This window comes from Singulisphaera photorubra (genome assembly GCF_045290345.1).
Lineage (GTDB): Bacteria > Planctomycetota > Planctomycetia > Isosphaerales > Isosphaeraceae > Singulisphaera.
Genome location: NZ_CP155447.1, coordinates 1,588,418 through 1,610,930 on the forward strand (window position 1 = coordinate 1,588,418; position 22,513 = coordinate 1,610,930).

General features: G+C 62.5%; 20 protein-coding genes and 1 pseudogene. 13 read left to right on the forward strand and 8 right to left on the reverse strand.

Features of this window, described 5'->3' with window-relative positions:
* The first annotated feature begins 16 nt into the window (after positions 1-16).
* Complete coding sequence (locus V5E97_RS06020; RefSeq protein ID WP_406698391.1) at positions 17-757, forward strand: ATP-grasp domain-containing protein; 741 nt, start codon at positions 17-19, stop codon at positions 755-757.
* Positions 758-1,020: 263 nt separating this feature from the next.
* On the opposite strand, the gene V5E97_RS06025 is transcribed toward V5E97_RS06020, so the two are convergent.
* Both V5E97_RS06025 and V5E97_RS06030 read right to left on the reverse strand, forming a co-directional pair.
* Positions 1,021-2,778: an alginate export family protein gene (locus V5E97_RS06025; protein ID WP_406698392.1), complete on the reverse strand. Its 1,758-nt coding sequence runs from the start codon at positions 2,776-2,778 to the stop codon at positions 1,021-1,023.
* Positions 2,779-3,470: 692 nt separating this feature from the next.
* Positions 3,471-4,037, reverse strand: coding sequence for a hypothetical protein (locus tag V5E97_RS06030; protein ID WP_406698393.1), 567 nt, complete (start codon positions 4,035-4,037; stop codon positions 3,471-3,473).
* Positions 4,038-4,805: 768 nt separating this feature from the next.
* On the opposite strand from V5E97_RS06030, the gene V5E97_RS06035 reads away from it, so the two are divergent.
* Entirely contained in the window at positions 4,806-6,557 is a 1,752-nt protein-coding gene (locus tag V5E97_RS06035) for an MSCRAMM family protein (protein WP_406698394.1), read from the forward strand.
* Positions 6,558-6,750: 193 nt separating this feature from the next.
* Here the strand turns inward: V5E97_RS06035 and V5E97_RS06040 are convergent, their stop codons facing one another.
* Complete coding sequence (locus V5E97_RS06040) at positions 6,751-7,296, reverse strand: protein kinase family protein (protein ID WP_406698395.1); 546 nt, start codon at positions 7,294-7,296, stop codon at positions 6,751-6,753.
* Between the two features lie 317 nt (positions 7,297-7,613).
* Here V5E97_RS06040 and V5E97_RS06045 point away from each other — a divergent pair, with 317 nt between their 5' ends.
* Positions 7,614-8,465, forward strand: a complete 852-nt coding sequence (locus V5E97_RS06045) for an aldo/keto reductase family protein (RefSeq protein ID WP_406698396.1) — start codon at positions 7,614-7,616, stop codon at positions 8,463-8,465.
* 249 nt (positions 8,466-8,714) lie between these two features.
* Here V5E97_RS06045 and V5E97_RS06050 read toward each other — a convergent pair whose 3' ends face one another.
* The 4 genes from V5E97_RS06050 to V5E97_RS06065 all read right to left on the reverse strand — a co-directional run bounded on the left by V5E97_RS06050 (position 8,715) and on the right by V5E97_RS06065 (position 12,374).
* Positions 8,715-10,520 carry an HAD family hydrolase gene (locus V5E97_RS06050; protein WP_406698397.1) on the reverse strand — a complete coding sequence of 602 codons (1,806 nt, stop codon included), beginning with the start codon at positions 10,518-10,520 and terminating at the stop codon, positions 8,715-8,717.
* Positions 10,521-10,578: 58 nt separating this feature from the next.
* Positions 10,579-10,914 carry an MTH1187 family thiamine-binding protein gene (locus V5E97_RS06055; protein WP_406698398.1) on the reverse strand — a complete coding sequence of 112 codons (336 nt, stop codon included), beginning with the start codon at positions 10,912-10,914 and terminating at the stop codon, positions 10,579-10,581.
* 38 nt (positions 10,915-10,952) lie between these two features.
* On the reverse strand, positions 10,953-11,210 hold the full coding sequence (locus V5E97_RS06060; protein ID WP_406698399.1) for a hypothetical protein: 258 nt from the start codon (positions 11,208-11,210) through the stop codon (positions 10,953-10,955).
* Between the two features lie 522 nt (positions 11,211-11,732).
* On the reverse strand, positions 11,733-12,374 hold the full coding sequence (locus tag V5E97_RS06065; RefSeq protein ID WP_406698400.1) for an SMI1/KNR4 family protein: 642 nt from the start codon (positions 12,372-12,374) through the stop codon (positions 11,733-11,735).
* 238 nt (positions 12,375-12,612) lie between these two features.
* Here V5E97_RS06065 and V5E97_RS06070 point away from each other — a divergent pair, with 238 nt between their 5' ends.
* The 3 genes from V5E97_RS06070 to V5E97_RS06080 all read left to right on the forward strand — a co-directional run bounded on the left by V5E97_RS06070 (position 12,613) and on the right by V5E97_RS06080 (position 13,963).
* On the forward strand, positions 12,613-13,029 hold the full coding sequence (locus V5E97_RS06070) for a hypothetical protein (RefSeq protein WP_406698401.1): 417 nt from the start codon (positions 12,613-12,615) through the stop codon (positions 13,027-13,029).
* Between the two features lie 139 nt (positions 13,030-13,168).
* Positions 13,169-13,378, forward strand: coding sequence for a hypothetical protein (locus V5E97_RS06075; protein ID WP_406698402.1), 210 nt, complete (start codon positions 13,169-13,171; stop codon positions 13,376-13,378).
* 72 nt (positions 13,379-13,450) lie between these two features.
* A complete protein-coding gene (locus V5E97_RS06080) occupies positions 13,451-13,963 on the forward strand; it encodes a DUF559 domain-containing protein (RefSeq protein ID WP_406698404.1) in 513 nt (170 codons plus the stop codon).
* 344 nt (positions 13,964-14,307) lie between these two features.
* Here V5E97_RS06080 and V5E97_RS06085 read toward each other — a convergent pair whose 3' ends face one another.
* Positions 14,308-14,748 (reverse strand): lipase family protein, encoded by a 441-nt coding sequence (locus V5E97_RS06085; protein WP_406698405.1) that lies wholly within the window; start codon positions 14,746-14,748, stop codon positions 14,308-14,310.
* A 317-nt stretch (positions 14,749-15,065) separates the two neighbouring features.
* On the opposite strand from V5E97_RS06085, the pseudogene V5E97_RS06090 reads away from it, so the two are divergent.
* From V5E97_RS06090 to V5E97_RS06120, 7 genes and pseudogenes are all read left to right on the forward strand, one after another.
* Positions 15,066-15,371: pseudogene (locus tag V5E97_RS06090) on the forward strand (aldo/keto reductase family protein); the annotation flags it as partial.
* Positions 15,372-15,453: 82 nt separating this feature from the next.
* Positions 15,454-15,879: an aldo/keto reductase gene (locus V5E97_RS06095; RefSeq protein WP_406698407.1), complete on the forward strand. Its 426-nt coding sequence runs from the start codon at positions 15,454-15,456 to the stop codon at positions 15,877-15,879.
* Positions 15,880-16,230: 351 nt separating this feature from the next.
* Entirely contained in the window at positions 16,231-16,653 is a 423-nt protein-coding gene (locus V5E97_RS06100) for a hypothetical protein (RefSeq protein WP_406698409.1), read from the forward strand.
* A 782-nt stretch (positions 16,654-17,435) separates the two neighbouring features.
* Positions 17,436-18,590, forward strand: coding sequence for an HlyD family efflux transporter periplasmic adaptor subunit (locus tag V5E97_RS06105; RefSeq protein ID WP_406698410.1), 1,155 nt, complete (start codon positions 17,436-17,438; stop codon positions 18,588-18,590).
* Positions 18,587-19,849: an FtsX-like permease family protein gene (locus V5E97_RS06110; RefSeq protein ID WP_406698411.1), complete on the forward strand. Its 1,263-nt coding sequence runs from the start codon at positions 18,587-18,589 to the stop codon at positions 19,847-19,849. Before V5E97_RS06105 ends, V5E97_RS06110 begins: the two co-directional genes overlap by 4 nt.
* Positions 19,850-19,922: 73 nt before the next feature.
* Positions 19,923-21,092, forward strand: a complete 1,170-nt coding sequence (devC, locus tag V5E97_RS06115) for an ABC transporter permease DevC (RefSeq protein WP_406698413.1) — start codon at positions 19,923-19,925, stop codon at positions 21,090-21,092.
* The gene (locus tag V5E97_RS06120) at positions 21,089-22,264 is read left to right on the forward strand and encodes an ABC transporter ATP-binding protein (protein ID WP_406698414.1); all 1,176 of its coding nucleotides are present in this window, start codon (positions 21,089-21,091) and stop codon (positions 22,262-22,264) included. Before devC ends, V5E97_RS06120 begins: the two co-directional genes overlap by 4 nt.
* Positions 22,265-22,513: the final 249 nt, after the last annotated feature.

Genomic DNA, 22,513 nt, shown 5'->3' on the forward strand with positions numbered 1-22,513 from the left:
CGATCGAGAGCCGTCCATGCCAACGCTGCTCCACTCACCTCGGTATTCTGACGACTCGATCAAGCTGCGGCGAGCGGCGATCGTCCTCGGCTGGGACGTGCTGCGGCTAGCGAGTTGGCGGTGCCCCGAGGCCTTCGAGCCCGAGGAGCCCGTCCTCTTCGCCGAGCCGCTGTTCAACACGGCGGTCGCCGAGCAGCTTGGGCTGGCGGTGATCGAGCCGCCCGAGGACTTCCTCGTCGGGCTGCCTCGGGAGTATGTCGGAAGAGAGGTACGCTTGATGACCGCCGCAGAGGCCCGGACGCTCGCCGGCCCGATGTTCCTCAAGCCGCCCAACCAGAAGACGTTCCCGGCCAAGGTCTACGCCAGTGGCTCCGAATTGCCCGAGATGCCCGACGACGACCCGGTTCTGGCTTCCGAGCCGGTCGAATGGGCAGCCGAGTTCCGCTTCTTTGTGCGGGACCGTCGGGTCCACGCCTGGTCCCCCTACTGGTTGGACGGAGCCCTGGCCAGGGTCGGCGACGAGTGGATCGTCGAGCCCGTGATGGCGGCGACGACGAGGTGCCTGGTGGACCGGCTGCTCGCCGATCCCCGTGTGGATCTCCCGCCCGCACTGGTCCTCGATGCCGGGGTCATCGGAGGCGTCGGCCCGGCGGTCGTGGAGGCTAACGTGGCGTCGGGTTCCGGCCTCTACGGCTGCGATCCACGGGACGTGCTGGAGGTATTGCGGGCGGCAACAGTCGTCAATTCAAGTCTATGAGGAGCGGGACGATGCCCTGGCGGGTGGTCGAGAGGAAGATCGGGCGTGCCGGTAGTCTCCAGCAACGGACCGCTCGTCAGAGGGAGTGGGACGAGCAGCTTAGCAGCCAGGCACTTCAATTGGGACGTCTGGAAGGTTCAGCAAAGATCGGCGTCCAGTCACGAGTCTTGACGAATTGCCCAGGTTTCCCGCCTTGCTCTTCTTAGGTGCCTGGCCACCACCTCCGCTGGCTCGGATCCGCAACGACCTGAGCGAATCCAGGGTCAGAAGCGAAATACGAACTGGGTGTAGAAGAAGGAGCCATCCCGGGCCTGGGCCGGGTTCGCGGCCGTTTGCTGGATGTAGGGGCCGGCCCAGAAGTGCGAGACGCCGAACTGCCAGTCGGTATGGGGATTGACGATCAGGTTGATGGCGAGGTCGAGCTCATCGCCCACATAGGTCCCGGCCTGGCCGGTCGGGTCGGTCCGGATGGCGACGCCGGCGCCGTTGTAGAGCGAGTCGCGGGCCGAGGCGAGGTTGAAGTGATGATACCAGAGCAGGAAGTTGAGGCGTTTGCTCGGGTAGAACTTCATGATCACGTTGGGGTCGAGGATGTTCTGCCGGCCCACGATATCCATGTATCCGAAGTACTTGTGACCGAGAGGAAAGAGTTGATTGAAGGTGGCGTACCCCTCGCCCGGGTGCTGGGTGCCCGACGCGTAGTCGTAGTAGAACCAGAGTTCGGGCTTGGCCCACAACTTCGGGAACGCCCGGCCGAGTCCTCCGGTCGCCATCCCGGCGTTGCGGGTGAGGTTCGACTGGTTGCCGAATTGGTAGGCGGTCTCGAGCTCCCAGAGCCAGTTCTCGCGGCTCCCTTGCCAGCGCGTCCCCAGTGTATGCACCCCGAAACCACCGAGGACACCGTTCCGTCCCTTGACGAGCGGGTCCGATTCGAGCAGCCCCAGGTAGTAGAGATCGACCGTCTGGTTGGCGATTCCTTTGTAGACCAGGTAGGAGCCGAAGAATTGCTGACTCGAGTTGGCCTTATCGAACTGACGCGCCAGGATCTCGTTGGGTCGGGACCAGAATCCGTCGATGTCCAGTGTCTTGCTGCGATAGAACCCGTTCGCCACGTAGTCGAACGTCCGGGGACTGTTCGCCCAGTCCAACGGTGAGACGAGCCTCTGATTGCCGAACAGCAGTTGCTGTCGCGCACCGAACCGACCCAAGACGGCCCCCTCGCCGACTTCGAAGAGCTTGGCCTCGAGGAAAGCGTTGAGGATATCGCCGTGATTAATGTCGAAGAAAATTGGGGGGGCGGTCTGCCTTGAAGCGTCCGCCCAGAAGACGTCGATGAACAAACGGAACCGGTCCCGATACCAGGCGTCGAGGTAGAGCTTCTCGCGGAACAGGTTGAAGTTGTTCTGCTCGCCCGTGAGCCGGCGGTTGTCCTCGCCTCGTCCTTGCCAACGGAACTCGCCTCCGACATCCACCTTGATGTTGTTCGAGGGGGTCGGGGTGATTCGCTTGAGGAAGTCGAACGGGTCGTGGTACGGGTTGCCTGGCTGATCCAGGTAGCGGAAGTCGTTGAGGTAGAACATCGGCTTCCACGGACTCGGTGGCGTCGGCTTGGGCTTCTCCCCCGGTTTCGGTGGCAGTTTCGGACCTGGGATCGGCGGCACGATCACCGTCCAGCCGCTAGGCGGCGGCACATACTGGTGCGGCTGCCCGAGGGCGAAGAATCCCATCTTGGGGTCGAAACGACAGAATCCCTTGCCCAAACAACCGGCTCGGCCGCAGTTGCCACATGCGGCTTTGTCGGCCGATCCCCACGCGGCCGGGGCACTTAGGGGGCCGGCGACCTCCGGTTGGGCCGCCGATGAGCGGGAGCCGTCCGCGCAGACCTGGCCCGGTCGCTGGCTTTGGGCCGGGGGGAGGTCTGGGCTGGTCGACTGCGCGGCGACGAGGGAAGTAAACAGGGAGATCCCGATCGCGGCGGCGACAGCTCTCCCTGCCACGCTCAATCTCAACGTTCGCTTCATGATGTGGCAATCCGCCCGGATGCGAGGGAAGCCGAAGAGCGGGCTGCCATCGGATCGCATGATTCCTTCAAGAGACACAGATAGGGATTATCGACATCTTGAAGGTTGAACGTCAGAGAACGATCCCGCCTTTGTTTCCGAAAGGGAACGAGGCAATCCGGAATCTGGCCTGTCGTGGTAAACGGAAGCGTGCCCCTTCACCAGGGGCCGCTAGGCTGGATCACTCTTGGAAACCATGATGCGTCGGAGGCATTTATGGCCAGGCACTTCAAAGGGGAGGCTTGGGAGGTCTAGGGGGAAACAGTCGCCTCGCTGCCGTCCCCAATGAACTACCAAGAACCCCGGCGATACCCAGCCTAGGTGCCTGGCCGCCGATCGCTCCGACCATCGGGCCGTCCCCGGATAAGCCCGTGTTCCCCGACGGAGCGACCGATTCCGTCATCGAATGTATGGATGTGTTGGACTTGAGTAAGTGCTTGTGATTTCGCCCAAGTAAAACGCGATTCGGTTCTCCGTCTGGGCACGGATGTCCGGGCGGGGAACCAAATCACACTTGGGCGAGATCAGGGAATCAACGCGCACCAGGGATGAAGAATCGCCGTTATCAGGACATCGGCTCGTCTCCAGTCGCTGCGGAAGCGTGACTTGCCTCCCACCTGACCCGTCTCAAGTCTTGGTCGAAACACCGTGCGTCAGTCCTTCACGCGACGACGACGAGCCCACCCAGTCAATGCGGCCAAACCGGTCGTGAAGACCAAAGCCATTGATGGCTCCGGGATGCTTTTGACCTCGAAGGGATCGTAGGGCTGAACGGTCATGCTAATGCTCGTTGATGGCAAGTAGCCGGCGTACGAAGTGGTCCGGATCCAATCCGGGTGCGCGAGCATTTCTTGGAAAATCGTCGGGTAGAGGTCGATCTGTGCCGAAGTCGCCGAGGTCGTGACCACCGGATTCTCGATAAACTCGTTCGAGCTGTAGCCGATCCAACCGATCGACCCGGCCACCTCGATCGAAGGCAGGCCCCCATCAAACTCGAAACGGATGTGAAAGGGGGTACTCCCTTGGGCTTGACCCCCGATCAACGGAATCGACCCAAGGGGCACCGACAGGTCGGCCGTCGCATTGCTAATGCCGCTGAGAGCGACGGTCCCCGAGGAAAGGTCGAATTGACCGGAAGTGCTGAAGTGAATCGGATCCGCCATGGCGGATTGGGCAAGCGACATGAACAAGGCGAGACTGGCGTAGCAGGCTGCACGCATCGCAGTCCTCCGTGGGGGCCAAATAGCGAAGAGGTCCATCTACACGAATTCGAACGATAACTGATGTTAGCTGAACAATCAATCGTGTCTGTTGAATATAGCGAAACTAGAAGTTCACGAATTATTACATGATTGAATCGCCTATAAGCTGCTCGGTTTACCGATCGTGCTTCAGGTTCTCGTCAGAACCTCACGCATTCCTTCCCTGGCTCTCCCAGCCCTCGACTGTGGCCCATTCCAGAGCCTGTCCTTATTGAATCTCCCCTCGACCAGAATTCGAATCGAAGAATCCCCCGGCTTCACTTGACTAAACGAGAACACTGACAGTTGGCGACAAAAAATAATCATTTTCAAGTTGTGCCCAGAACAGACGGCAGCAGACTAGGCCTCACACACAAATCCAGGCTGTCGTGGCCAGGCACATTCAAGGGGGTGGCCTGGGAGGTTTAGCGGGAACAGTCGCCACGCTGCTATCTTCAAAGAATTACCAAGAACCCCGGCGATACCCAGTCTAGGTGCCTGGCCACCGATCGCTCCGGGGCCGACAGGCAGACGGCACTCTTCCCAAATGATCTAACTTGTCCTGCTGAGGTGCATGGCTACATTCGCACGCATGTCCTACGTCCATGCCGTGCCAGTCTGGTAAGCTGGGTCGCGACCCAGCCTATGTGTCTGGGCGTCGTCGAGTTGAAGAGTCGGTTGCGGATCCCCGCCGCCATCTTGGGCATGCGGGCGATGGAGGTCACGTCACGTCGATTGGGGGCCATCATGAGGCACGATGAAGGTGATCGAAGAAATGCGGCCTGGATTGCGCGGTTCGCATTCGCCTGTGGCTCGATCCTGATCATCCCCGGCGCGGGGCAGACGCCCCAAGCCGAATCGGGCGAGAAGTCGAAGGTGCGGCCGACCGAAGTGCAGGCCGCCGCCAAGACCGCCGAGGACTTCAAGAAAGCCGAGCAAGATCTGAAATATGCCGAGGAGATGTACGCGAAGCAGCATATCGAAGAGGCTCGATTGGAAGAGGCGCGCCGGAAGCTCCTCGAACTCAAGGTCTCCGCGCTCGAAGAAGAGATCCTACGCGGTAAGATCAGCCTGGCCAGGTCCGATCTCGCACGGGCCGAGGATCGCGTCGATTTGGCCAGGCAGATGCAGGAAAACGGCGGACACGCAGAAAATTGGATGACACTCGAAAAAGTGTCCCTCCAGCAGGTCAAGTTTCGACTGGAGGAGGCGGAAATCATGCTTCAGGTCTATATGAAATACACGAGACCGAGGATGGAGATCGCCAAGCAGTTCCTTGATGAAGGAGAGGCGGCCCAACGCCTCGCACTCGCCGCGCTCCGGAATGAGGACGGTGCGAAGGTACCACCCACCCACGCCGTCCGGGAAACCTCTCCTCCGAAGCAGGCGAAGAGCGAGTGGCAGAAACTAGCCGAACGTCGCCTGGAGCAGAGAATCGCCGCGCTTCGAAACGAACTTTCTCTGTCACGACCGGAAGTCAAATGGCACGAGGACCAGGTCGATTTCACCCGCAAGCTGCGCGAGATCGATTACGTCACGGAGTCACAGTTCAGCAAAGAGAAGCTGGCCCTGCAAAACGTCAAAGACCATCTCAAAGAGATGCAAGGCAAAATCGAAGGATTGCGGCAGCTTCCCCCCGAGGCCACGCAGAGCAAGCCCTTCAAGAATCAAGTGACGATCGTTGATGCCCCTCAAGCGGCAGCCGCGATAATCACCCTGAAGGGCATTGCCCGCGAGAAGGGAACCGGCCAACCGGTCGAAGGGGCATGGATTTCACTCGGGGCAGGGATTTCTCTCCATGCGAATGGGACCGTGACCGACAAGGACGGCCGCTATAAATTCGTCGATCTCCCCAAAGCCGAGGAGTATTCCTTGATCGGCCATCCGAAGCCGAATGACCCCTATTTCATCACCAGCTCAAGGGTCAAATTGACCAACGAGGATGAGAATACGGTCAATCTCGATCTCGACTTCGTCCGGGGTATCCCCTTCCGCCTCCGCGTGCTCGACAAGGCGACGGGTAAGGCATTGCTCAACCCGGCCACTGGCAGGCCATTTCCTGGCGTCATCCACTATTTCCCTGTCACGCCGAACGATCCTTACAAAAGGGAGGTGTGGGGCTATTCCCAGACCCAGGAAAATGGAGCGGCCGCCGGCGCCTTCGACAAGTCAGACGAAGTTGGCCAGGATGGCGAATATCGCGGTGCCGTCTTGCCGGGTCCGGGAGTCCTCTGCTTCAGCACGTCCTCGTGGGCAATCAACGGGAAAGGTACCGACCACAAGCCGTCCTTCTTCTTTCCGGATGGCAAGGATGCCGTCCGCATCCTCTCCCAGGAGAAGCCGCCGGTCTCGGCGATCATGGTGCGCATCCCAGGGGCATCCCATTCATTAGGAATCGGTCTCAATCAATACGAAGCCATCATCGCGATCAATCCCAAGGACGACGCCAAGGAGGTCGCCCACGACATCAGGATCGACCAGCCGGATGCTCAGAAGTGAGTGAGAGCGGTTCACAATTGCATGGGTGGAACCCGGTGGCCAGGCACCTAGACAGGGCAACACAGACTCTGGACCATGAATTCGGGGCCGAAAGTCAGACGACACTCTTCCCAGATGATCTACCTTGCCCTGCTGAGACGTCTAGCTACATTCATATTCGCTTTCCGCACGCAATCAAAGTCTATCTTCGACATCACCACGTTACACAAAGTGGGAGCTCTGGATTCTTTGGCAAGATGGCTTGCTGAAAACTTAGCTTGCCATCGATGTATTGGTACTCTTCGGCATAGAGACCATTTTCGATCCTGCGACTCGGATGACCACCATTGGCAAAACGTGGCCACACCACGATTCTGACGAGCCAGCCATCCGATGTTTTCGTCATATCCGCAATGTTGCCAGACCATCCGTAAAGCCAAAGTCCCAATCGTCCATCATCTGGCCTTGGGGCGATCCAAGCGTACTCCCTTTTTCGCTGTTGAGGGCAAAAAGACTGCCGAGCGAATTTCTCAGCGATTTGTTGCTGCAGCTTCAGTGCATCTCCAGTTGCATTGGGGGCCACACTAATCGCGATCTTGTCAAGTATAGGTTCTCCGAGGTGCGTCGGCGGATTGGTGGCCGACTGAGGAGGCCTTCGACCTAGCAATTGTCCCTGTCCCATGGCTGCACTGCCTTGCGTCAATACACACAGCCCGGCCAACACCCCCCCGAAGATAACCCGATGAAAAGACAGGTGCATGATCCATCTCTCTGTGTGGATTTCTTGAATCGATTGGCCACGCACCGCAGACTTTACTTGACTTCGCAATTCGGGTCGATCTCGTTTTTTTGGGTGAAAAAAGGGGGCGAGGCAGTCATGGCCAGGCACTTCAGAGGGGAGAATTGGGAGATTTAGGGGAAACAGCCGTCGTGCTGCCACCTCCAATGAATTCCCAAGAACCCGGGCGATACCCAGTCTAGGTGCCAGGACGCCGATCGCTCCGCCACATGCAGAAGGGGTGGGAGGACCCCGCGGCTCGATCGGACCCGGAGTATGAATCACAATCGGAGGAGTCGATGTCCGATCGGACTATGTCGATTGAGGGGATTCAGGTGCCCCGCTTCCTGTACGGGACCGCCTGGAAGGAAAACGAGACGCAACGCCTGACCGCACTCGCCCTGGAACTCGGATTTCGGGGCATCGATACCGCCAACCAGCGTCGCCATTACCACGAGGCTGCGGTCGGGCAAGCGATTGCGGTGGCGGTCGCAACCGGCCCGCTGCGCCGGGATGACCTGTTCCTCCAAACGAAGTTCACGTTCCGTGACGGGCAGGACCACCGCCTGCCCTACGATCCGGACGCCCCAATCCCGCTCCAGGTCGAGCAGTCTTTTGCCAGCTCGCTCGAGCACCTAGGCGTCGCCGTGATCGATTCCTACTTGCTGCACGGCCCCACTCAGCGGGTCGGCCTGGTTCCGGCCGACTGGGCGGCCTGGCGTGCGATGGAAGCCATCCAGGAGAGCGGCCGGGCTCGCCTGCTCGGCGTCAGCAACGTCACCCTCGAACAACTCCAGGACCTGTGCCGGGGGGCACGCGTCCGACCTCGGTTCGTCCAAAACCGATGCTACGCCGCCCGGCGCTGGGACCGACCTATCCGGGACTTCTGCGCCGCCAATGCGTTGGTCTACCAGGGCTTCTCTCTGCTGACCGCCAACCGTGAGGCGCTGGCCCATCCCGAATTGGCCCGGATCGCCAAACGCCATGGCCGGGCCGTCAGCCAGATCGTCTTCCGGTTCGCACTCGACGTCGGCATGATGGTTCTGACGGGAACCACCGACGCCGATCACATGCGGGCCGCTCTCGAAGTCCTCGATTTCCAGTTGGAGCCCAAAGAGGTCGCGCGGATCGAGGGACTGGTCATGCAGTGATTCCGGCCACGGGGCCAAGCCGCAGCGCCTGCCGATCGACGGGTGGCTCGATCGGTTCCTCGACTGGCTCAACGCGCCAGGCCGGGCGCCAAAGCAGCCAGGGCCAGGCATTTTAAAGGGGAGCCTTGGGGGGGATTCGGGGAAACGGTCGCAATGCCCCCGCCCCTTTGAACTACCAAGAACTCCGGCTATGCCCAGCCTAGGTGCCTGGCCGCCGATTGCTCCTTCTTCTACTCGTGTCATTCGTGGTTAAGAACCCACTTCGGGGGGGTCGCATTCATGAGGATTCTCCCCGGGGGCGGACTCGACCGGATCCGGTGACGTGTCACCCGACGCTTTCGCGGCGGGCAGGGTGTAGCGTGCTTCGATTGCGGCGCGGATGGCGGCGCGACCCTCCTGGGGGGAGAGGGAGTCGGCTTTCGCCTCGATCTGCTCGGCCTCGGTCGCGAGTTCGTCGTCCTTGATCATGTCGCGGAACCAGGTGGAGTAGTCGCCCTGACGGAGGTGGTGCGTCCAGGTCTCGTCATCGACGCCGTCGGCCATCTGGAGGAAGAGGATCAAGTTCTGGGCGCGGAGGTTGAGCTTTCCCTCCGGGCCGCGGAACCGGAAGCTGTGGTCGGGTCCGAGGTCGCCCTCGGCATACTTGCGGGAATGGCGTCGGCGTTCGAGGCGGGGCGGCTCGGAGCGGAGCCGGAACGGGTCGATCGCCGCACCGATCGGCCAGGCCAAGGTCTCGCGCGGCTCGAGGGTGATCGGCCCGAGCGGGGAACGGCGGCCGGACGCTCGGCAGAACTCGAGGACGGTTCGGTCGGGAGACTCTCCCACGGCCAAGAGGAGGTCGACCGACTCGAGCACGGCCCGATCGATCCGCTCGGGGTGGACGGTGATCAGGAGCATCCCGCGGGGGTGCTGGGGCAAGGTCAGGGCGGTAGGGCGCCACGACGTGGGGAGCAGGTGGTGCGCCTCGTCGACGACGACCCAGTGCGGCCGGCCGGTCCGGGCCCGGAGTTCCTGGAACTGGGGGAGCAAGGTCTGGAAGAAGGCGGGGCGATGCTCTAGCTCGATTCCCAGCAGGTTGACCACCACATTTTGCCGGGGGAGCTCCAGGAGGTCGAGGACTTCCTTGGCCGCAGGCGCCCGTTGGCTGTCGCCCAGCACGGCGGCGGCGCCGCTCAGGTTCTCATAATCGCCTTCGGGGTCGACAACGACGAACTGGTAGCCCGACGCGGCCAGGCGCTCCACCAGGCCGGTCGTCAGGGTGGACTTGCCACTACCCGACGTGCCCGCGACCAGGATGTTGACCCCGTAGGGGGCGACCCACTCCTCCTCGCCGTCGTCGCGTCGGCCGAGCAGGATGGCGTGGCGGCGGAGCCGAGGACCCACCTCGGCCAGGTCGTCGGCGATCATCCGGTCGATGAGCTCGACGACCCCGGCGCCATGGTCGCCGGCCAGAACGAGGTCGGCGCGTTCCTTGAGGATGGGCAAGGCGTTGTCGACCGCCGCCGAGCACTCGCAAAAGGCGAGGAATGCGTGGTCGTTCTCGGCGTCGCCCACGCCGACGGTGTTGTGGGGCGATAGGCCCAGCTCGTCGAGCGCCACGGCGAGCCCGGTCGCCTTGTTGACGCCCGAGGGGAGCACCATGATCGCCCCTTTGTTGAAGATGACGTGGAGCTCCAGGCCGAGGTCGCGGATCGTCTCGAGGACCACGGACTCGTGCGGCTCCCAGGTGGCGACGATCACCCGACCAACCGAGATCGGGCCGACGCCGCGCTCCTTGAGCGTCGCGACAAAGCGATCGGGCGGGGGCTCGCCCAGCACCTGCTCCTCACGGGTCGCCGGCCGGTAGAGTAACGCCCCATTCTCGGCGACGATCCGGTCGAAGAGGTCGGGGCGTGGGAAGACGGTGAGCAACTCGTCGAGCTCGCGCCCAGTGACCAAGATCAGCCGGCGGCCCGACTCGCGGAGCCGTCCCAACGCCTCCAGGGTCGAGTCCTCGACTCGGCCGTGGGTGGCCAAGGTCCCGTCGTAGTCGGCCGCGAGAGCAAGGTAGCGCATGAAGTCGATCTCATCAGAACGGATGGAAGCGAGCAAAGCAACGCGGGTCGGATCCACTTCAAGCCATCGGCTGGGCGCCTCGCGGGCTCATCTTGTGGAGCGGGCGGCCGAGCTTCTCCTCGACCGAGGCGATGTTCCGCGTCAACTGGTCGCGGCATCCCTCCTCGTCTTCGATATTGATCGACGTAAGAATATGCGGCGATGACTGGCGGACCCGCTCGTGGCATTGGCGCACCAAGGTCATCACTTCGTCCCATTCCCCCTCGATGCATGTTCCCGAAGGGGTCAGCACGTAAGGGAGGCCCGAGGCATCGACGAGCTTCAGGGCCTCGGCAAGCTGGTCGCTCCATTGCACGTCGCTACCCAGCGGGACGATACTCAACTCAATCAACATGAGCGGCTCCTTGAATATGGCCAAGGAAGCGGTGCGTCTCACCCGACGTACACATGCGTAAGCTCGGAGCGAGGTTCCGTCCAACTCGCCCGGTCGGTGGATCGAATCGCGCCCAGCACCTCCATGGCCAAGGGGATGGTGGTCAGAGCGCCGACGAGCACGAGCGTCCAGCCGACGGCCTTGCGCGGGCCCTCCGAAAGGTGGTCCGCCACCAGCAGGCCGATCCCCGCGCCAAGCATCCCGCGCGTGCCGGCGATCAAGGCGAGTTCCGGCAAGGTGATTCGGGTCTCTCTCATGGCCAAGTGCCTCCATCGCGTGGACCGGGCCCCTGTCAAGTCCCGGGGTTCCTCGACGAAAGGACAATGCCGCAATTCTTGGGCCCCCGCGCTGCGTTTTGCGGCTTTCGGGTCGAAGCGGAACCCGAATGATGTCTCGACGTCGGCCGTTCTCACGGCCTGCTCGCGCGAGCCTTTCGGAGTAGAACCCGGTAGCCAGGCACCTAGGCAGGGCAACGCAGAGAATCTGGGCAATGCATTCGGGGCCGCGAGTCAATCGACACTCTTCTCAAATGATCTAACTTGCCCTGCTGGGTGCATGGCCACATTCACACGCGGCGATACCCAGTCTAGGTGCCTGGCCACCGATCGCTCGCATCGCAAACCGTCGGCGCCGTGGCATGCTGTCAGAAAACCGAATCGCAGCGGTGATGTCGAGCAAAAAGACTCCCGACCCCTTTTCTTGCCCGACCCCTTTTCTTGCCTACGACCCGGATCGAAACGCCGGTCGTTGTCCCGCCGGGGTGCGACTGTAAACAGCCGCTATAAACGATACTTTACGGGGAAAAGCTGTTCATCCCAGCCAACTTCCCGTTCACCGAAGACCTCCGGCCACCACGTTGGTTCGACGAAACAGACGCGCGACCAGGCCAGGACAAAGCTCTCGAAGTCCGGCGCGAAGATGTGCGCGTGGGTCACACCATCGCCTGAAAACCAGTCGTGCTCGTAGTACACCACCGGGCCGCCCTCGGTCGCGCAATCGACGCACAGGCCGTTCCCCTCAGCGTCGGTCTGGAGCGGCACCCACGAACCCATGCGTCGCGCGATTTCGGTCGCCCTTTCCTCTCCCATCCCCGGCGGGAACTGGAACTCCTCAGGCTTCGACGGGATATCTCTGAAATTCTTGACCGAGCCGATGAGGTCGCGCAACGATGGCACATCCAGGACCCCGTGCTCTTCCTCTTCACTCCAGCTTAGGATGAACCCGTCGGCGTAGGTTCCGTAGAAGTTACGCAAGGCGGAAGGCAGTTTCAGGCCGATTGCCTTCTCGACACTCCTCATTTTCTTTTCCTCGGCCCTCCCCGATTTGACGAGGGTGTAGTCGGTCCCGAGGGCTTCAAGCCGATCCAGGACTCTGTCGAACAGCGAGCGATAGGTCAATGTTGTCTCCTGCGTCCCGGTCATTCCCTTGTGGCCTGACTGTCCCGCGAGTAAGCCACCATCGGCAGCCTACCGCCGGCGCCAGCCCCTGCACAACGTGTTGAACATCATGCCCATTATCGGATGTTCCACGAGGAGATGTGTGCCCGTGGAATGTCGCGACTGTCCAGACCTCGTGCTACTCTGCCCCAAGTGTTCCACGCGTGGAACGCGGGCCTTTTTCGCGACGAATTCCAGGAACGAGGGATAGATGGAAAGAACGGTGGCTATGCGGGCCCACCGCAATTTGAGGAGGCTCCCGCGATATCGCAATCTCGCCAACGACGACAGCATACTACTCGACGGGGTTCGGCTTAGCGAAGGCGAGGCCGCGATCGGGCTTTACGAGAACGTTCCTGGGTCCGCCGAGCAGTGTATCCTGATCACCAATCGGGGGTTGCACTTCAACCGGGGTGATGACTGGCTCTGCTTGCCCTATGAGGAGATCGTATCCGTCGACCTGGAGGGAGGCGTGAAGGCGCTTGACGTGAATTGCATTGAGATCCGGCTCTTCAGCGGGGCGACGGCCTTAATTCCGGTCTCCGGAGGCAACCCTTCAATCAGGACCAAGGATACGTTCGCCATGGTAATGTTTCTCGACTATGGGATATACGATCTGGATGGGTACCGCACCCGATGATCGCTCCGCAGAACGCTCGGCTCGGTGCTCTCACGAGGAGAGAGGGAGCCGGTTGGCCGGCCAGAGGGGCTCGGAAGTCGCCAGCCAGGAACTCCAAGACGTTCCACGCCGCACTGTGGGTCGCAAAGTGAGTCCCAAGATGGAAAACCTCGATCTGCTTACTTCCCGGTTGCTAATCGCGCTGGCTCGGCTGATCGAAGGCACCGAGGACGTATGCCTGCTGCCGGTCGTCGGCACCATCGCGATGCCGAAACGACAACGACCGGAATACGATGAATTTGATACCCGTTTCCAGTTCACGATGATGACCGGGCGGCACGATGCTTTCAGTACTCTACTCATCAATTGATATATCAACACGTGGGAATCTGACAGTGTATTGACGAAAAGAAACTCCTATTTGCGCGGCATGAGGCACATCGTGGAAGCGGCTTTACCGCCCGATGCCGTCGTGGTGAAGTTCGATGTCAGCGTGGAAGTCTCGGTCGTTGTGGAGGTTTGGCTCCGTTGGCGCACGCCGCCTCGCCGATACGCGAGCATCGGTTTCGTCCATAATCAGGTCGCGGATTCCAGCAAGGTCAGGACGACCTGGAACAATCTTCGCTTCCGCTCCCACAGCGAAATGCGGATCGCCGTGGCGCTTGATGAATCAGGGGCGTTGTTCCTCCCCAATTGCATGGGACGCCTCTCGACGCCCGCTGGCCGGAAGAACTTGGAGTGCGATTTCCTGGTTTGCTATGAGGGCAAATGGGGAATCTTGGAAGTCGATGGCGAGCCGTATCATCCCGCCTCGCGGGCCGCGCAAGACCATGAACGGGATCGGCTGTTCAGGGCATATGGGATACGAGTCGTCGAGCGCTTCGACGCCAATGAATGCTTTGAGAACGCCAAGGGAGTCGTTCAGAAATTCTTGGCGATATTAGCAAGAATTTGAACACATTAGCGTGCTTATTGGGATTTTGGGCTGCGTACCGGGCTGGCGGAGTTGAAAGTAAATTGCCGCCGATGGTCAGCCAGTCGAATAGCATGGGGATGGCCGCTAGGTGCTGATTCTCAGCCTTGATGTGCCGTCAAGGCCTCCCGCCCGCATCGTCGTTTCGTGCTGGACGATTCCCCTTTGTTCGGCGCGATCCATACATGCGTGTCAAGCGGCGATCGCAGGGCTTCGATAACTGAAAAAAATAATTGTGACATGATGATTAATGGAAATTGCTGATAAGCGATGTGCTTTTTTTTTGCCCACGACGCGCCAGAGGCGGTCCCCGGCCGTGGATGCCATCATCTTCGTGAGCAGTCCGCCCATGCTGTGCCCGACCAAGACCATCCGGTCGAGCGTCGCGTCGGACCTGTCGGGGTCGAGCTTCCTACGCAGTTCCTCCCTGTTCCGTCGCAGCAGGTGGGCCGAGTACGGGAGATCGGGTCGCCCGTCGAATATCCGAAAGTCCAGAACTGGTACCGCCCCGCGATCTCCGGGGCCTCCTCCAGCGTCGCGATCATCCGGTGCCACGACGAGGGGCTCCGCCATAGCCTGTGGATGAAGAGGACCGAGATTTTGCCCCTCGCGTAGGGGGAGAGCAACGACAGTCCGGTCGGTTCGTAGCGGAGCAATTCCATCAGCGGGACCGTGGATCTCGGGGAGGCGTCGAGCTGCGACCGCGAGCGGGTGGCGAACGCAAGGAGCGCGAGCAGGACGAGGACAAGGACCGGTCGCTTCCGCATGGGCATCACTCCCGCATGAGCTGTGCGCAGGCGCCCAGACAACCGCAGCCGGGGTAGCAGAGTGTGGCTACCGGGCTTTGTACCGGTACCATGAGACCGTTAGGCTTTTGGGGAACCTACTCATCCTTCCTCAGGAGGCCCTTCGAGCTCGGCGTCGATCCGGTCGAAAGACAGCCATGGCCGGGCACTTCAGGTGCCTGGCCGCCGATCGCTCGCCAATCGCTCCGTCACGTGCAGCAGGGGAGTGGAGGGGCCCCGCGGCGAGATTTGGACCGGAGTATGAATCACAATCGGAGGAGTCGATGTCCGACCGGACCATGTCGATTGAAGGGACCCGGGTGCCCCGCTTCCTGTACGGGACCGCCTGGAAGGAAAACGAGACGCAACACCTGACCGCACTTGCCTTGGAACACGGATTTCGGGGCATCGATACCGCCAACCAGCGTCGCCATTACCACGAGGCTGCGGTCGGGCAAGCGATTGCGGTGGCGGTCGCAACCGGCCCGCTGCGCCGGGATGACCTGTTCCTTCAAACGAAGTTCACGTTCCGTGAGGGGCAGGACCACCGCCTGCCCTACGATCCGGACGCTCCGATCCCGCTCCAGGTCGAGCAGTCTTTTGCCAGCTCGCTCGAGCACCTGGGCGTCGCCGTGATCGATTCCTACTTGCTGCACGGCCCCACTCAGCGGGTCGGCCTGGCGCGCGATGGAAGCCATCCAGGAGAGCGGCCGGGCTCGCATGCTCGGCGTCAGCAACGTCACCCTCGAACAACTCCAGGACCTGTGCCGGGGGGCACGCGTCCGACCTCGGTTCGTCCAAAACCGATGCTACGCCGCCCGGCGTTGGGACCGACCTATCCGGGACTTCTGCGCCGCCAATGCGTTGGTCTACCAGGGCTTCTCTCTGCTGACCGCCAACCGTGAGGTGCTGGCCCATCCCGAATTGGCCCGGATCTCCAAACGCCATGGCCGGGCCGTCACCCAGGTCGTCTTCCGGTTCGCACTCGACGTCGGCATGATGGTTCTGACGGGAACCACCGACGCCGATCACATGCAGGCCGCTCTCGAAGTCCTTGATTTCCGGCTGGAGCCTAAAGAGGTCGCGCGGATCGAGGGACTGGTCACGCAGTGATTCCGGACGCGGGACCAAACCGCAGGGCCTGCCGACCGACGGGTGGCTCGATCGGAGAATGCAAGGGGGGCAGGAGGCGAAACGGCGATATCGGCTCCTGACCCCTTTGAATTCGCGGTGGACCGGATAACCAGCCGTCGAATCTTGGCCCCATCGGGGGCAGTCATGGCCGCCGCCGATCGCTTCCGCTTCTTTATGGGTCCCTCCTTGGCACAGTCTACCGAGGGACTCCCATTTCAGGTGGACCATTTTTTTGGGGAGCAGACCACTGGCGAATGCATGGGTCTGGTTGCTCCACCACCCCCGTCCGTTGTATCGTGGGATCATTCATTCACGGGGGATTTGTCCAAGATGAGCGTAATTCCGACATCACGAGTGTACCAGCACAAACGGTGTGGCGATCAGACCGTCGTCAGTGGCAACGACTTCGAGGCGCTCTCGAACCCGTTTACGTTCACGACCGGCACGATGTGCGCCTCGTGTGGCAAGGCGTATTCACTCAAGGAGTTCATCTGGACTGACTCCGGCGAGACCATTGCCCGCCGCCGGAAAAGGCTTCGCGCAGCGGCACCAGCGAGTCAAAAGCTCTTCGGCTATCTCCTCGGGCCCGCCTTGTTCGGCCTGATCGGCGGGGTGATCGGCCAACTCATCAAGCCCGGCGATTTCCCGACGATCGCCGGCGGCGCCGGGGGCGGGTTCGCACTCTTCACCTTTCTCCTCCTGGCTCCGCTGACGCGTTTGCTCTTCAAGATCGACTACCGACGGGTCAAGTGACCGCGAACGGTCCGCAGCATCAAGCGAGTTAGGGAAAACGGCCGCAACGCTGCCGCCCCAATGAACGACCAAGACCCCCTGCTATACCCCGTCTACAGCGGTTTACCAATGGGTTGCGTACAACGAAGGAAAAAGGGGACTGGCTCCCGGCCCGCGGGTCCCTTGGCACAGTCTGTTCCACGTAGCGGCCGGGTGCCTGTCCCCTTTTTTCGTGCGCCAGCCGAACACCAACCGCTGTAGGTGCCTGGCTTCCAATCACGCCCTGATCGCTCCGTTTCGGTCTGATCGACCGCGGTGCGTCGGACCGAAGCGTGTATGACGGCGAGCCAGTTGCCCCCTCTCCCCAAGGGACGCCGCCAAAAGCGCATCATGCTGCGCTTTTCACTTGGTCGTCGCTGGGTTTTTGCATGCATTCTTGTGAGAATCACATGAAAATGCGCTTTCCAGCGACAGAAGGATGAGCCATGAGAGAACGAGCAGAAAATCGGGGCAGGGCAGTCATGGCCAGGCACTTCAAAGGAGAGGCTTGGGAGGTCTAGGGGAAACAGCCGCCGCGCTGCCACCCACAATGAATTACCAAGAACCCCGGCTGTACCCAGTCTAGGTGCCTGGCCACTGATCGCTCCGCTGATCGCTCCGGTCGGATTGTGGAGATCGCGTCCGTCCGGGAGTCATCGTGGCTCGTCCGCGGGACCCGCGCCGTCACGAATCCGGAGTCGGGGCTTGAGTCCGGTCGCCATGGGCGTATAACAAGAAGACGTCAAACAGGGAGGAGACCTGCCGTGACCAAGCCGCTTGGCCGAGGATCATCGAGCCGACTCGCCCGAACTCACCTCGTAATCCTTGCAGGATTATTGGGCTTGGGAGCGGGCATCGTCCTACTCGGGAGCAACGACCCGGCTCCGCTCCGGAGTCCTTCTCAAGCCGCGGAATCCGGCGTGCGCCCGAATCCAGGGTCGTCCGTCGGCGATGCGGTTCATGCCCTGGCCCGCCTGGAACCTGCCGCGGGGGTTCTCATGATCGGGGCCCGTCCCGGCGTGAGGATCGAGTCCATCCGGGTCAGCGAGGGGGACTCGGTGAGGGCAGGGGACCTCCTGGCGATCCTCGAGGGCCACTCCCAGGCCGAGAAGCAACTGGCCCTTGCCGAGGCCCAGAAAAAGAGCGCCGATCATCAGCGCGAGCTCCAGCGCAAGCGGCTCGCCCTCGAGCGTGAGGGCGAAGACCGTCTCAAAGGTCCCCGCCTCGACGCCGCCACGCGGATGAATGACCTGACCCAGCAACGCGTCAAGCAACTGCGGGACCTCCTCCCCAAGCTTAATCCGCTTGTCGATAAGGACGAGCGGGCGAAGTCCGACCTCGCTCAGACTTATTTCCAGCTCGAAGTCGCCGCAAACAAGGCCGAGCTGGACCTGAAGGAACTCCAAGCCCAACTCGATTTCCAACCCCGGCGTCGGGCACTCGAGGACGAGGGAGTCGCCGACGAGAGTCCGGACGCCATGGTCCTCGCGCGGCAGATCGACCTGGCACGTGTGGCTCTTGAAGAGACGGAGGTTCACGCCCCGGCTCCGGGACTCGTGCTCGACCTGTTCGCCCACCCCGGCGAAGTCAGTTCCGGCCCCTTGCTCTCCCTGGGGGATGTCTCGGCGATGGTGGCGAAGGCCGAGGTCTACCAGTCCGACGTCCCCCGGCTCGCCGTCGGCGATCCGGCCGAAGTGTCGGTGCAAGGGCAGACAATCGCCGGGAAGGTGACGCAGATCGGCCGGTTGGTCGGACGCAACGGGCTGAAGAACGTCGACCCCCGGGCGCTCCAGGACCTGCACGTCGTCGAGGTCTCGATCGCGCTTGACCAGACGGCCGAAGCGTCGAATTATGTGAACATGCAGGTGGACGTAACGCTCCATCCGGGCACGCGGGCGAGAGGTCCCGGCGGCCCATGACGCGAACCTCGTTGGCTCTTGACGGCCTCCGCACTCCACCGCTGGCGATGCGGAACGTGTGGACCGCACCCGCGCGGTCGCTCGTCGCGATTGCGGGCATCGGGTTCGCGACGGTCATGGTTCTGCTCCAGCTCGGGTTCCTGGAGGCGGTCCGATTCACGGCCTCGATCAATTACGACCAGCTTGATTTCGACGTGGCACTGGTCTCGCCCCAGTTCGAGCAGTTCTACGACCCGGGCACGTTCCCTCGCGAGCGGCTCCGTCAGGCCGAGGCGTTCGAGGCAGTGCGTGCCGCCAGGCCGCTCTGGGCCCGGATGAATCGGTGGCGTTGTCCCCCCTATCCGGTGACGGCCGAGGCGGCGGTCCGGACCCCGCCGCAGGTCGGTCCCCTGGTACGCTGGTGGCTGGGTCCTCGGCGTCCCCGACCGTTGCAGGTCCGCGACCTGCTGGTCCTGGGCATCGACCCCGACCGTAACCCGTTCCGCACCCCGATTCGCGACCAGATCGAGCTGGCCAGGCCCTTGCTGCACACCCGTGGCCGCCTACTCATGAACGCCTGGTCCAACCCGGATTTCGGCTGGCACGACCGCCACGCGTTCTCGGGATGGGAGCTCGGCGGCCAGGCGGTGGATGTGGTCGGCGGCTTCACCCTCCAACGTAGCTTCGGGGCCGATGCGGCGGTGCTCTGCGACTCCGAAAACTTCGCACGCGTGTTTCGGACTCTGCCGGCCGGTCCCGTTGCCTTCGGGTTGCTCAAGGTCGAGGGCGAGGACGTGGCCGGCACGGTCCGCCTGCTCAACTTGCTCTTGCCCCCCGACGTGAAGGCCCTGACGCGCGACGAGCTCTACCGGATCGAGCAGGACTACTGGGTCCGGCAGACGGCCACCGGCAAGATCTTCGCCTTCGGCGTCCTCGTGACGATGGTGGTGGCGGCGGTGGTCATCTACCAGGTCCTCTCGAACGACGTCCGCGACCACCTGCCCGAATACGCCACGCTCAAGGCGATGGGTCACACGACCTTTTACCTGTCGCGCGTCGTGCTGGTGCAGGCGGCGATCTACGCCCTGGCGGCCTACCTCCCCGCGGTCATCCTGGGCGCCGTCCTGTATCGCATCACCGACACGCTGGCGAACATCCCGATGATCCTGACGGCGACCAACCTCACCCTGGTGCTGGCCCTCAACCTGACCGCGGCGTTCGGCTCCGGCCTGCTGACCTTGGGGAAGCTCCGACGCGCCGACCCGGCCGACCTCTTCTGAGCCGGCGACCGCAAAAAGGCGGACACTGTCACAGAGTTTCGAGTCCACAAATCTTCGAGTTGTTGAAATATCCATGTTCCGACAACGACGAATTCCCCTGGCCTGGCGGAACCTGACCGAGAACAAGTGGCGGCTCGCCGCCTCGACCGCAGGCGCGGCCTTCGCCGTGGTCCTGATGCTCCTTCAAAATGGCTTCCGCAACGCCTTGCTCGACAACATGAGCGGCCTGATCGCCCACATGGACGGCGAGCTCTTTCTCACGAACCGGTTGCGTTACATGGTCTCGCACCCCGCCCCCTTCCCGAGGCGCCGGCTCGAACAGGCGCTCGGGGCGGACGACGTGCGGGCGGCTAGCCCGCTCTACATCGATGCCGAGCAGTCGAGGTGGAGGAACCCTTTGACCGGGATCTCCCGGGGCATCCGGGTCGTCGCATTCCCCCCGCGGGACGACGTGCTCGACCTGGCGGCCGTCCGCTCTCAGCGCGACGACTGGGACCGTCCGGAGGTGGCCCTGGCTGACGAGCGATCGAAAGAGACGCTCTACGGCCCGCTCAGAGCCGGCACCGTCTCCGAGCTGCAAGGCAAGCGTCTCCGGATCGTCGGGACCTTCACGCTGGGGACCGATTTCCGAAGCAACGGCACGCTCTTGTTGAGCGAGCAGAACATGCTGGCCTATTATCCCGAGCGGCGCGGCGGCTCGTGGGGCGAGACGGCTATTGACGTCGGAGTCCTGCGGCTCCGGCCGGGTGCGGACCTTGCGCGCGTCCAGGAGGACCTGAAGGCCCGGCTGCCGGCCGACGTCATCGTCCTCTCCAAGCCGGAGTTCATCGCCAAGGAGCAGCAATTCTGGGAGAATGCGGCGCCCCTGGGGGCCGTCTTCAACATCGGTGTGGTGATGGGCTTCATTGTCGGCCTGGCGATCTGTTATCAGGTCCTCTTCAGCGAGATCTGCGACCGCATCGCCGAGTTCGCGACGCTCAAGGCGATGGGGTACAGCAATCGCGAGCTGTTCCTGATTGTCGTCGCCGAGTCCGTCTACCTGGCGTTCCTGGGCTTCGGTGCGGGCCTGGCGGTGAGCGTCGGCCTATTCCGATGGCTGCAAGACCTGACTGGCCTTGAGATGAGCTTGAAGCCCGGCGGGCTCGCCCTGATCCTGGCCCTGACCGTCGCGATGTGCGTCCTCGCCGGCAGCCTCGCGGCGCGGCGACTCCTCGCTGTGGACCCGGCGGAGCTCTACGGATGAGCGAATCGAGCATTTCAGCTTCAACTTCGACGATGGGCAGCGTCGACGGCCATCCGGTCGACGTCGAGGCACCCGTCTCCAGGCCCGTCTCCGTGGCGGTCGTGAGCATCCGCGGCGTGCAGTACGACTTCGGGTCGGGCGAGAGCCGGACACGCGTTCTGTTCGATGTCGACCTGGACATTGGCGAGGGCGAAGTAGTGATCATGACCGGCCCATCGGGCTCGGGCAAGACCACGCTCTTGACCCTGGTCGGTGCCCTGAGACAGGTGCAGGAAGGGAGCGTCCGGATCCTGGGCCGCGAGCTGGCCGGGATCAACGGGGGCGACCTCGTCCGGCATCGCCGCGACATTGGGTTCATCTTCCAGCATCACAACCTATTCAGCTCGCTGACGGCGCTCGAGAACGTTCGGATGGCCACCGCGCTCCGGCCGGTGGACGTCGCGGAGATGGAGCGCCGCGCCGTCGCGATTCTCGACCTGCTCGGCCTGTCCGATCGGCTCCACTACCGGCCCGGCCGGCTCTCAGGCGGCCAACGCCAGCGGGTCGCGATCGGCCGGGCGCTGGTCAACGACCCGGCGCTGGTCCTGGCCGACGAGCCGACCGCCGCGCTCGATGCCGAGTCGGGCGCGACGGTCATGAACCTGCTCCACGAGCTGGCGAGCGGGCCGACGCGCTCGACCGTCCTGATCGTCACCCACGACCAGCGGCTCATCGAGCGGGCCGACCGAATCGTCAGCATGGTCGGCGGACGGATCGTCTCGAACGTGCGGCCCAAGCTGGTCGTCCGGATCTGCGAAGTCCTCTCCCGGGTCAAGGAGCTGGACGGGCTCCACACCTCGACGCTCACCCGGATGGCCGAACAGATGACGGTCGAATTCCGCCGCGCCGGCGAGACAATCGTGCGTGAGGGGGAGATCGGGGAGCGGACCTACGTGATCTCCCAGGGCGTGGCCGAGGCGTCGTCCGGCGACTCCCCCCCACACGAACTCCGCGCCGGCCAGCGGTTCGGGCGGATCACCGCCATCTCGCGGCTCCCGAACCCGGAGACCGTCCGGGCCAAGACCGATATGGAGCTGTTCACGATCGCTCGGGGCGAGTTCATGTACCTCATGGCGACGGACGAGAGCCTTGATGAGCGCGTTCGGCTCCATTACATGAACGTGCAATCGTAAGTTGATTTGCGCAAATTACAGGTGCTGTGGAAGCAGCGAGTGTGAGCCGAAGTAAAATGTGACGAACCAAGTCGAGCAGCAGCCTTGGAGGTATTGCCAATCTTCGACGGGCCGAAACAATGGCTCGCTGTGAACGCAGACGTTGTCCGAGGGCACAAAGGGAACAGAGCGAATCATTTGTCTGATGTAACATGCGGGCACAACAGAGTGCTAGCTTCCTAAATTCGCTATGTCCCCATTATGCCTCCC